We start from the raw sequence: 11,595 nt of genomic DNA on the forward strand, positions 1-11,595 counted from the left end.
CAAGCATCTCTTTGAACATTCGTTCATTTTTTGGTCATTTTATTTAATCCGCTGCTCTGGTCAAACTATATTTGCCAAATGAATAAAAAGGTAATACTAATGATTTTGGACGGGTGGGGAATCGGCACCAACCCAGCAGTATCTGCAATTAAAAAAGCCAAGACCCCTTTCATTGATGCATGCTATTCTAAGTATGCACATAGCAAACTCGAAGCATCTGGGCTTGCTGTTGGATTACCTGAAGGACAGATGGGTAATTCTGAAGTGGGCCATATGAATATAGGCGCCGGAAGAATCGTATATCAAGATCTGGTCAAACTCAACAACGCTGCTGCTGATGGCACCCTCGCTCAGAACGAAACTCTGCTCGAAGCTTTCGACTATGCGAAAACCAATGCTAAAACGGTACATTTTATTGGGTTGGTTTCTGATGGAGGTATCCATTCCCACATAAATCACTTAAAAGCACTATGCGATGGTGCTGCAGCCAATGGCTTGCAAGATGTGATGATACATGCATTTACCGATGGTCGGGATACTGACCCCAAAAGTGGCAAGGCCTATTTAACTGATCTCCAGAAGCACCTGTCAAAGACTACTGGCAAGATAGCCTCAATCACAGGACGGTACTATGCGATGGATAGAGATAAAAGGTGGGCACGGGTAAAACTGGCCTATGACGCTATGGTGCATGGGATGGGAAAAAAGACTACCGACATCCTATCTGCCGTTGATGCATCCTATGCTGAAAATGTTACAGACGAGTTTATACTTCCAATCGTACAGACAGATGCGGCTGGCGAACCACTTGGCACAATCAAACCAGATGACGTCGTCATCTGTTTCAACTTCAGAACTGATAGAGGCAGACAGATCACGGAGACCCTGACTCAACAAGATTTTACTGAGGAGGGAATGAAAAAAATGCAGTTGAACTATGTCACCATGACCAATTATGACAACACTTTTGAAGGTGTGAAGGTCATGTATGATAAGGACAATTTGAAAAACACGCTCGGTGAAGTGCTGGAAGCTGCCGGTAAAAAGCAAATCAGAATCGCTGAGACAGAGAAGTACCCGCACGTTACTTTTTTCTTCTCAGGAGGACGAGAAAAAGAATTTGTTGGAGAAAAGCGATTGCTTTGCCCTTCTCCCAAAGTGGCCACCTATGACTTGCAGCCAGAGATGAGCGCCGCTGATATCCGTGACGCCATCATCCCAGAGTTGAACAAAGGAGAGGTAGATTTTGTTTGTTTGAATTTTGCCAACCCTGATATGGTAGGCCACACCGGCGTATTCGAAGCCGCAGTCAAGGCCTGTGAAACCGTGGATCATTGTGCACAGTCTGTAGTAGAAGCAGCAGAGGCTAATGGCTACACCGCAATCCTAATTGCAGATCATGGCAACTCAGATATAATGATTAATGCAGATGGCTCTCCAAACACTGCCCATACCACTAATTTGGTGCCTTGCATTTTTGCTGACAACGAAATCAAAGACCCGGTAAAAGACGGCAAGTTGGGCGATTTGGCTCCTACTATCTTGACCCTGATGGGTGTGGATATCCCGGAAGAAATGACAGGAGATATCCTGGTTTAAAATTATGCTTGGTTAAGGTTTAAACGCTAAGCTATTTTTATATATTTGCCAACCAGTTTGAAGGGGCATTAGCTCAGCTGGCTAGAGCGCTACGCTGGCAGCGTAGAGGTCATCGGTTCGACTCCGATATGCTCCACAAGGAAGTCTAAATCAGGCTTCCTTTTTTTATGCTTCTTCTTTTGGTTCCTTAGGTAAGAAAACCTTAAAAGTTGTGCCAACACCTTCTTCGCTGTCGACCTCGACACGACCGTTGTTGAGATGAACAAACTCGTGTACCAGAGACAATCCGAGACCTATGCCCTTTTCTCCCTTGGTACCTCCACGGCTTCGTTTCCCCTTGAATGAGAAAATATCTTCAATCTTGTTTTTGGGTATCCCAATGCCCGTATCTCTGACAATTACTACTCCGTATTTGTCCTGTTCTGTTACTTCAAGATTTACTTGTCCCTCTTCAGGAGTAAACTTAATGGCATTACTTAGAAGATTTCTAATAATGGTAGACACACTATTTTTATCTGCTACTACAGTTAGCTCTTCAATCTTGTCACCGATAAGATTGATCTTTTTAGCCGCAGCCAGATTGGCCATGATGCTGAGATTAGACTCACAGAGTTCCTTTAGACTCACGTTTTCCGGTAGATAGGGAATCTTACCCTCTTGACTCAGTGCCCATTCGAGCAAATTATCCAAAAGCACGGATACTTCTTTTGCCGAACTTTCCATCATTTTACCAAGTTGCTTTAAGCCTTCTTCATCCTTGCTATCAGCCAAGATATTTATGAGGCCGGATATTCCCTGAAAATTGCTAACTGGCCCTCTGATATCGTGAGATATAATCGAGAAAAATCGATCTTTAGTTTTGTTGACTTCGTCCAACTTATTGCGTTGAGCTGCGATGACCCTTCTACGCTGACGTACGATCCTAACTGCACGTCCTTTGATCCTGTTTACCTTGAGTAGCGTCACAGAGAGCACAAGCAATAGAGCAATAATAAAAACAGCACTCCAGCTTACAATCCTGTTTAATCGTGCCTGTTCGCCTAATAAGTCGAGCTCAACCTGCTTTTGAGCCACTTCATATTCTGTTCTCAAATCGGCCATTTTGCGGATCGTTTCCTCATTATTAATACTATCTCTAAAGGCATTATATTGTTTTAAGAAATAATAAGCCTGGTCGCTATCATCTGCCGCTATGTAAAATTCTGAGAGCTTGAGACTGGCATCCCGAATCTGCTCCTTCAATCCTTCTTCTTTTCCAATGGCTAGACTTCTCCTGGCGTATTCCAGTGCTTTTTTTGACTTTCCCTGTTGTGCGTATACATCAGCCAATTCGGTGTAGTAAGCCGCAATAGCATATCTATCTCCTAACTCCTGAAGGATTGAGATTGCGTTATTCATGTTGTCCTCAGCCTGTACGTATTGTCCTCGGCTCGCCAGCACAATACCAATATTTCCCAGATTATAGGCTGTGCCAATAGGATAGTTGATTCTATTGAAGATAACTTTTGATCGCTGAAAGAAGATCAAAGCAGAATCCAATTCCTCGCTTTTTCTATAAAGCTCACCGGTGTTTAAAAGCACAGTGGCCAGATTCACGGAGTCTTCTAGAATTTTAAAAATTAAGGCTGCCTTGCGATAGTGTTGGATGGATTTGCTGTGCTGACCTTCTACGGAGTACACGTCTCCTATGGCGCTATTTGCGCCACCTATTCCTTTTTTGAAATCTATCGAATCTGCGAGTGTAGCTGCCTGGAAATAGTCCTGTAAGGCCAAATCGATATTCCCTATCAGTCTGTAAGAATGGCCTCTCAAAATCAATCCTCTATAGAGCCATTTAGGATCAGACTGCTCAGAAGATATTTCAATAATCAGGTTAGAATAATAGTGCTTTTTGTGTGCTGAAGTATGGTGAAAGGCTAAATTTTCGATTAATTCTAAATCCAAAAATTCATCAGCCTGCTTCTGCTCATAAATGAGCTCCAGACTATCTGCAACTTTTTGATTTTGAGCCTTACTTGTAAAAGCTAAAAATATGCCTGCAGTCGAAAGACAACAGGCATATGCAATTTTATGAATCAGGACATCAAGGCCTAATTTGTAAAATAGGGTCGACTGTAATTGGTTTTTCACTTCCAGACGGAACAAATGTAATACTGTACTTGGCTTCTTCAGATCTTCGATCATCAATTTTAGCCTCCCAAATACCTTTCTTTTCAGCAGGAAGCTTCTTAAATATTTGTTTGCCAGAATCAATAGTAATGGCTGTAATCTTAGCGATGCTTTTATCAGCAATCTCCCAGGCTACTTTGCCATTTGGCGCTACAAAAGTACAGAAATCTTTTTGCTTACCGTTTTCACTATGATGCCCTTCATTATCGGACAATACCAACTCTTCTGCCTCATATTTTAAATATATGATGGCTGGATCTTTTACGCTCATTATTCAATGTTTAAGATTATTAAAAAAAATAACTATAAACAGGTGGAGCGCTAATATTAATAAAAGCAATTGGATTTTGAAAAACAATTCGATGGGCATTCAATGGAGTAATGCTAATTGACAAATAATCTTTTTATTATATGATTTTATTGTAGTCAAATAGCATTATTTCAGTCTAACTCTAACTTGACGAAAAATATTCGTGCTTCACACTTAACATACGCGAAAGTCATCGTGCTCTGCACGGATTATGAAGTGTATTGAAAATAAAAAGAGGTCAATACGACCTCCTTTATTCTTTTTTCCTGCTGAAAAGACCTATTGCTACATCTCTAGTTAGATTGACCTAATTTGGGTTTATTCGAGGATTTTGGTTATCAAAAATCATGTTCATAATATCCTCCTTTTTTTCTTGAGCTTTAAGTTTAAACTTACTAACTCCCGCCTTTAACTCCTCCGCTATTTTAGTCAGACGTAGAGACTTTTGAGTATATGACTCCATGCCGGATGATAACTCACTCGCAGAACTCGCAATCTCCTCAGTTCCAGCTGCGGTTTCTTCAGCTATTACAACAATATTTTCAGTATTAGACACGACTAGTCTAATATCCTTTTGTTGGGCTTCTGTGGCAGTGACAATTGCTTCTGAAAGCGTAAGATTATGCCCGGCTTTTTCCGCAATCTTTTTAAACATTTCTGCAGCGTCCTTTGATGCTGTCTCACCGATCTTCACGCCTTGACTCATAGCCTCAGTGACTTTGGAGGCCTCTTGCGTGTCCTTTTGTACATCCTGAATAAGGTTTTCTATTTCTCGCGCTGAGCTTTTAGAATCTTCAGCCAATTTTCTAATCTCCTCTGCTACCACAGCAAAACCTCTCCCAGCATCACCTGCCTGAGCGGCCTCAATCGCGGCATTAAGAGCAAGTAAATTAGTCTGAGAAGCAATTTCAGTGATTACATTTAATACTCTTGTAATTTCGCTAGACCTCGTGGTCAGAATTTTCATAGAGTCCGTAGTCTTTACTGAATAGTCCGAAAGATCTGCCATATTAGCAACAACCTGATCAAGCATTTTCATACCCGATTTACTGCTTGTTACTACGTTGTCTACCCCTTCGTTGATATTCTTTGCCCTTTCACCCATTTCGTTGGAGGAATTGAGAATCCCTTCTACCAAAATAGAAGATTCATCTACCTTTGTCACTTGAGTTTGAGCGCCGTTGCTCATCTCACCTATCGAAGTTGCTATTTCTCCTGTGCTTCCATTCATCTCTTCGCTAGAAGTCAGCATTTCTACTGCGGACTCATCCACCATTGAAGCATTTGTAGAAATCTGATGAAGTAGGTTGTTCAAACTATCTAAAGCGCTGTTTAAACTTTCTGCTAGGGATTGTATGTCCCCTTTTGCCTCTGTTGTATAGCGCTGAGTAAGATCTCCTTCGGCCATGGCATTGACAATCTCATTCACCCTGAGAATTGGCATCGCTACCGAGGCGAGCAGTGTATTGATAGAATTAGCCAAATCACTCCAAGCGCCGGTCTTATTATCAACATTAATTCTGGCAGCTAGGTCACCATTATGTTCTGCTTTTCCGATCACCTGGTTGGTTTCAAAAATAACATCCTTAAGTTTGTCACGCATCATAATTAGAGACTTACCCAGGACATCACTATCGCTCAACAACACATAGTTTGCTGCCAGATTGCCTTTGCCTAGCTCGGAGGCAAAATCAGAAGTCCCACTAAGGCCGTCTCTTAGATTTTGCAACGAAATGATCATATCACCTACTTCGTCCTGTGCTTTTTTGATTTTGAAATCCGGCAATTCACCAAGTCCAAGCCGTTGTATCATCTGAGTTAGCTTTCTGATCGGACCAACAATAGACGTGGTAGTCAAGAAAGAGGCTACTATACCAATCAACACAGCAAAAGCATTGAGCCAAATCAGAACCATTTCAAGGGAATCAAACGAGGCATACTTCTTTTCCACAAGCTCATCTGCTCCGATTTGGAGTTGATCTTTCACAGCTCTGACATTCTGAGATATCACCGTGAGTTCGGGTACTATTTGCTCGTCAAACATTTCAATCATCGGAAAAATCACATCTATGGACTCATAGTCTAAAGCAGATTGCAACGCATTCATTAGCTGCTTTTGAAGCAATAAATTTTCTTCAAACGATGACAAGACTAATTCTAGACTATCCCTATATATAGGTTCTCTCCAAGAACTGTTCAAGACCCTTACTTGGTTTAGCAATGGCTCTACTTCGTTTTCATGAATTAATTTGAGCTCATTTTTGTCTTCATCATTGGGACTATATATCCAACTTCGTGATAGTTTTCTTGTATTGGAAATAGAATTCTCCAGTTTTTCAAGTGCTTTGAGAAAAGGCATATGAACCTGTGAGATTTCACTATCGATGACTCTACTTTGGCGTAAGGTAACAATGGCATATATTCCATTAGCCATGGCCAACAGTATAACTACAATATATCCTGCAGCTATTTTCTTCCCGATGCTAAATCGCGATTTTAGTATAGACTTAAAATTCATACTTCTGAATAAGATTTTGGCTAATAAACTTTGTGAGCGAGTTTTTCCAGTACTTGTACTGAAACCAAGCCTTGATTGGCAATATTGGCTTTACTCAATTCATACAGAACCTTGCCATTAGCCATCAAAAAGTTTATCCCGGCTCCTGCTTTTATCATTCCTGGCCGGTCTGTGACCAATAAGACATGTTTGCCTTGGAGTTCCTTCTGTGCCACCAAGATTTCTTTCGCCGATTTGGCGGACAAGAAAACAATTTGACACTTGCTCAAATCACTAGTTGCTGTGATTTCTTTGATCACCAGACTTCTTGCGCCGATTTGCTTAGAAGATGCAATTGAGTTTAGGATCGGGGAGACTCCAGAGTCACCCCAGACACCAATCGTAAATGCATTCCCCAAATTTGGCCATTGCAATATTTTTGCAAATTGATATAAATAGGTTGCCTTTAACTTTTCTCCCTGGGAAAAAGCCGTGGTGGAAATAAGGGCAAACAAAATAACGAGTGCGGTTTTTCTCATGTCTGTATTCTTAAAATCCTAGGGCCAGTTGAACTGCGAAGACGTTGTCGTCTACATCTGTTCCATCATTGTTGATGATTTCATATCCTACCTTTGCATTCATTGTATTGGCGATGAGGTAGTTCAAACCCAGATATACTCTAGACTTATCTTTAGTAGGGTCTGTAGCATCGTCCCAATTCATGAAATCATATCGCACGACCGGCTCAAATTTTTCGGCAATCAAATATGAAATTGTTGCGCTCGCTCCGTTTCGTGTGATATCTTCTACGGAGGTTTCCATCTTGGCTACGTTTACTTCAGCACGTATAGTCAACCCATCCGTAACATACCCTGCATCAGCAGAAAAAATAGTAAGGCCATATTGACCATCGGCAGTATACTTCCCATTGTAGAGGCCTGCACCCACTTCAAACTTATCTGTGTTTACCCCAAATCGACCGCCTACGGCTTTATTATCACTATTCTTGTCACGATCATTTCCACGCATGGATCGGATATCACCGCCTTCATCACCTTCCAAACCATTGACAATAAATACTGAATAAAACCCTCTTAGGGACGAGCTCATATCAAAATTTCCTCTAAACTGAAGGCCGACTTCTGCCCAGGCAGATGGTGTAATGTTACGATTCATAAATGATCTCGATATCGTTTTGTTGATGTATTCTGGATATAGGTATTCGTTGAAGGTATTTATGGGCACAAGAAACTTTCCTGTACGAATAATAAACGCCTCAGACACCTTATAATCAATTTGCGCATATCTGGCTTGAATTTCACTTCCTCCATGCTCATACTCAAGTTGTATTTCGGCAAAAATCTTTCCTCCTATCTGCGAGCCTAGCAGTAGATTGTAGTAATGATTGTCAAACGTACTTGTTGAGCCTTGTTGATCTATATACTCGTTAGTGACATACCCATGTACTTGAAAAGCTGAATTAGTGGTACCCAACCTATAACCGAACGAGCCTACCTCGCCTCGTCCACCTGATTGCAATTCAACAATCTTTTCGAGGTCCATCTCCAGAAGTTCTTCCAGGCTTATGTCTTCTTGTGCCCTTGCCGTTGTCGACAATAAAATTGACATTATAAATATCCATCCGAATGGAAATCTTAGTTTCAGTAAATAATTTTTCACTTGCTTCATTTTTAATTGTTATAATTTGAAATCTCCTTACCCAGCTTTGAGCAACTCATAGTTTATTTTGAAAACTTCTCTAAACTGAAAAGGGTAGTTGTATTGATTGCTAATTTCTTTGCCTGTAGATAGCATTTCACTTGCATTTTTTTCGTAGTACCAACTAATGTTTACCTCAATTCCCAACTTAGAAAAAGAGATTAGTTTCTTGACCAGAATGAATACATATGACTTAGAGTCTACAATTTTTTTTAGTGCAATTTTCACGTTAATGACCCGCACCCCTTCATCTTCAAACTTGACAAGCAGTGCATACAAATGACCGTAAAAACTAAGTGGATCATCTGGAGCCGAAACCCCATTGATTTCAAGTAATCCCAGTTTTGGATCAATTTTGATTGAGGGAGTCGATCCGGTAGGATTCAGGAAGTAGAGGTTGGTGTTTTGGCTGATTAACATGCTGCTTCACCGTTTGATAATCATCAAAGATCAGCACTAAAAGGATTTTTAAAAGTAGGTTATTGGAATTCTCGTTGATGGCGTATTTTGCAGGGTCGAAATGCCTTTTTTGCACGGTGAAATTAACGGCTCATTTTAATTGCTATCAAAATATTTTGAATATTTTGAATTCAAAATAGCAGTTTGCCTGTTAATTGGTTCATCATTTTTCTAATAAAATATGACAGACTTGCTATTAGGCGTTTGACTCAAAGAGTATTGAGACTTAAAAGGAGATTTTCTTTGAACTTTGGGCTCACAGGAACTCTTTTTTCTGCAATCTGGATAACCCCCTTAGATATTTTTTGAATATGTGATGTGTTAATAATGTAGGATCTGTGAATCCTTGCGAACATAGGGTATGGCAATTTCTTCTCTATACTACTCAGAGGGCAGTAAACTACATGTATTTTGGCCTGAGTGTGTACTTTAATATAATCTCCATAAGCTTCAATAAACATTATTCGATCATAAGCAACACTGATTAGCTCTGAATCAATTTTTAAAAAAATCGACTGATTTTCAGTTGGTGCGTTCGAAGTGGTATTTTTAATATTCGTAATGGTCGTCTGCACGGCCTGCATAAATCGCGCATAATTCTTAATAGGTTTCAGTAGAAAATCTGCGACCTGAAAATCGAATGCATCAATTGCGTATTTGCTATTCGAAGTAACAATAATTATTTCTGGTCTTTTTCTTAGCGATTTTAAGATTTCCATCCCTGAAACCTTAGGCATTTGCACGTCTAGAAAAACAATATCCGGTTCCTCTTTAACCATGAAATTCAAGCCTTCTTCCGGGTTTTGAAAGGTGGCAATCAAATCCAAGACTTCTGTTTTTTCGATAAGCGATTTGATGATTTTAAGCGCTACAGGCTCATCATCAATCGCAATGCAAGATAGTTTGTCAGGCATACTTTCTCTAGGTACTAATAACTGGTACGATTAGGTAAACTATCTCTACTTGGCTTGAGCTTATAATTAATTTCTCTCTCTCTGCTGCTCAGTCTAATTAGAAATGATAGTAATACTTTCAACTACAATATAATTTAAAATTTCATTCTCATTGATGTCTCAAAAGATTTATCTCTCAACGAGTTATGTGTCCTTTTTGCCTTAGCTTTTACTACCAATGTTATTTTTTTATTAAAAAATAAATATTTATTCTGCAGACGAAATGAATATAAATTAAGCTCTTGAATTGTCTGAGATAAGTTGATTGGAGCAATTTCTAATACGCTAGATGCAACCTTTCTTGCTCTACAAGGTCTTATTAAAAAAATCCAAAATCCTTATTTCCTAAAACTCAGTGGATAAATTGAAAGCGCTTTCAACTAACACTGAGTTTTTTTAATATCTACCCTATATGTCCTGATTGATAAGGTAAATTCGTCTTACCCTAAACACGAAAATTATTCTTACCATGAAAGCATTAAAAATAAGCGGAGTTATTATAGGAATTCTAGTAGCAGCAATAGTAATCTTTGCTAAGATCAATCATGTTGCACCATTGAGTATGGTTGATTCCGAATCATATGACACCTACTCAGGTATAGCTCTCAAAGGGTATGATGCTGTCAGCTATTTTGTGTCAGATAAGCCAGCCAAAGGAAGTGAGGCATACCAGTATCAATGGAAAGATGCTATTTGGCAGTTTGCTTCTGAGGACAACAAAAACAGTTTTGCGGCCAACCCATCAAAATATGCCCCGCAATTTGGAGGCTATTGCAGTTTTGCCGTGAGCACCGGATTCAGTGCGGGTGCCGATCCCACATCTTACAAAATAAAAGACGAGAAGCTCTATCTATTTAATGGGCCAGAGGTTCTTGCAGAGGTAGAAAAAAGTGGCGAACAGTTTTGGGAAATAGCGAGCCTAAAATGGAGAAATAAATAGAAAAACATGATTATTTTAGACTCACCAATTTGTTTTTCGTAAGGATGGGTGTTTCTATCAAATTTTGCACAGTTCATGTCTCAATCTTCGCTACTCATCCGACCTTTTACTTTTCTCTCACTACTTCGCAAAAACAACAACCGAGAGTGGTTCAATAAACACAAGGATCAATACCTTGAGGCTCACAGTGATATTATCGAATTTGCAGAATTGTTGCTGACAGAGCTTAACAAAACTGACATCATCGAAACACCAAATGGTAAAAAAAGTCTATACAGAATCTATCGCGATGTAAGATTCTCAAAAGATAAAACTCCTTACAGTACATATTTTGGTGGTGGTTTTCGCCGAGCGACGGCAGAAAGACGCGGTGGCTATTATTTTCACCTTGAACCTGGCAATACTTATGTTGGTGGTGGATTTTGGGGTCCCAACTCCCAGGATATGATGCATATTAGAAAGCATTTTCAACAAGAACCAGACAGGTTAAGAGAAATAATATCCAGCAATGCCTTCAAGAAAAATTTTGGAGTACTACATGGAGAACAATTAAAGCGAGCGCCGAAAGGATTCGAAGTGGACGACCCTGCCATTGATCTATTGCGATATAAGCAATATTGGATAAGGCACGAGTTTGATGAGACCGATATTTTCAAGCCAGATTTTCACAAAATACTGACAAGGCAGTTTCAAAACATGAGGCCATTTTTCGATTATATGAGTGAAATCCTTACAATTGATTTGAATGGAGAATCTGTTTTAGGTTAAACCTGAAATATGCATTAGATAATCTATTCCAATCATAAAGCACTTTGAAATAGACACTTAACATATATTTATTGAATCACCATAGCGGTGCTATGCCTCTTCAATATAAGTGCCTCTTTCTTTATGCTTTCATCACGATTCCTAATGCATAATCCAGGTTAAACTCTGGTCAAGGATTCAA

Annotated in this window: 10 protein-coding genes and 1 tRNA gene; 4 read left to right on the top strand and 7 right to left on the bottom strand. The window is 39.7% G+C overall.

Features of this window, described 5'->3' with window-relative positions:
• Positions 1 to 78 precede the first annotated feature (78 nt).
• Together gpmI and ABJF11_RS05800 are read left to right on the top strand one after the other, a co-directional pair.
• The gene (gene gpmI / locus ABJF11_RS05795; RefSeq protein ID WP_348118716.1) at positions 79 to 1,599 is read left to right on the top strand and encodes a 2,3-bisphosphoglycerate-independent phosphoglycerate mutase; all 1,521 of its coding nucleotides are present in this window, start codon (positions 79 to 81) and stop codon (positions 1,597 to 1,599) included.
• A 62-nt stretch (positions 1,600 to 1,661) separates the two neighbouring features.
• Positions 1,662 to 1,735: transfer RNA gene (locus ABJF11_RS05800), tRNA-Ala, on the top strand.
• A gap of 29 nt (positions 1,736 to 1,764) precedes the next feature.
• On the opposite strand, the gene ABJF11_RS05805 is transcribed toward ABJF11_RS05800, so the two are convergent.
• The 7 genes from ABJF11_RS05805 to ABJF11_RS05835 form a co-directional block, all read right to left on the bottom strand.
• Complete coding sequence (locus ABJF11_RS05805) at positions 1,765 to 3,729, bottom strand: tetratricopeptide repeat-containing sensor histidine kinase (protein WP_348118717.1); 1,965 nt, start codon at positions 3,727 to 3,729, stop codon at positions 1,765 to 1,767.
• The gene (locus ABJF11_RS05810) at positions 3,683 to 4,039 is read right to left on the bottom strand and encodes a hypothetical protein (RefSeq protein ID WP_348118718.1); all 357 of its coding nucleotides are present in this window, start codon (positions 4,037 to 4,039) and stop codon (positions 3,683 to 3,685) included. Before ABJF11_RS05810 ends, ABJF11_RS05805 begins: the two co-directional genes overlap by 47 nt.
• A 346-nt stretch (positions 4,040 to 4,385) precedes the next feature.
• Positions 4,386 to 6,596, bottom strand: a complete 2,211-nt coding sequence (locus tag ABJF11_RS05815; RefSeq protein ID WP_348118719.1) for a methyl-accepting chemotaxis protein — start codon at positions 6,594 to 6,596, stop codon at positions 4,386 to 4,388.
• Positions 6,597 to 6,616: 20 nt separating this feature from the next.
• Entirely contained in the window at positions 6,617 to 7,114 is a 498-nt protein-coding gene (locus ABJF11_RS05820) for a YfiR family protein (RefSeq protein WP_348118721.1), read from the bottom strand.
• A gap of 10 nt (positions 7,115 to 7,124) precedes the next feature.
• Positions 7,125 to 8,264, bottom strand: coding sequence for a hypothetical protein (locus tag ABJF11_RS05825; protein ID WP_348118722.1), 1,140 nt, complete (start codon positions 8,262 to 8,264; stop codon positions 7,125 to 7,127).
• Between the two features lie 27 nt (positions 8,265 to 8,291).
• Positions 8,292 to 8,714, bottom strand: a complete 423-nt coding sequence (locus tag ABJF11_RS05830) for a SiaC family regulatory phosphoprotein (protein ID WP_348118724.1) — start codon at positions 8,712 to 8,714, stop codon at positions 8,292 to 8,294.
• A 248-nt stretch (positions 8,715 to 8,962) separates the two neighbouring features.
• Entirely contained in the window at positions 8,963 to 9,667 is a 705-nt protein-coding gene (locus tag ABJF11_RS05835) for a LytTR family DNA-binding domain-containing protein (protein ID WP_348118726.1), read from the bottom strand.
• Positions 9,668 to 10,175: 508 nt separating this feature from the next.
• Between ABJF11_RS05835 and ABJF11_RS05840 the strand changes: the two genes are divergently transcribed.
• Both ABJF11_RS05840 and ABJF11_RS05845 read left to right on the top strand, forming a co-directional pair.
• The gene (locus ABJF11_RS05840) at positions 10,176 to 10,646 is read left to right on the top strand and encodes a YHS domain-containing (seleno)protein (protein ID WP_348118728.1); all 471 of its coding nucleotides are present in this window, start codon (positions 10,176 to 10,178) and stop codon (positions 10,644 to 10,646) included.
• Between the two features lie 75 nt (positions 10,647 to 10,721).
• Positions 10,722 to 11,414, top strand: a complete 693-nt coding sequence (locus ABJF11_RS05845) for a DUF2461 domain-containing protein (RefSeq protein ID WP_348118729.1) — start codon at positions 10,722 to 10,724, stop codon at positions 11,412 to 11,414.
• Positions 11,415 to 11,595: the final 181 nt, after the last annotated feature.

It is taken from the genome of Reichenbachiella sp., from assembly GCF_039941815.1.
In the GTDB taxonomy this organism is placed as follows: Bacteria; Bacteroidota; Bacteroidia; order Cytophagales; family Cyclobacteriaceae; genus Reichenbachiella.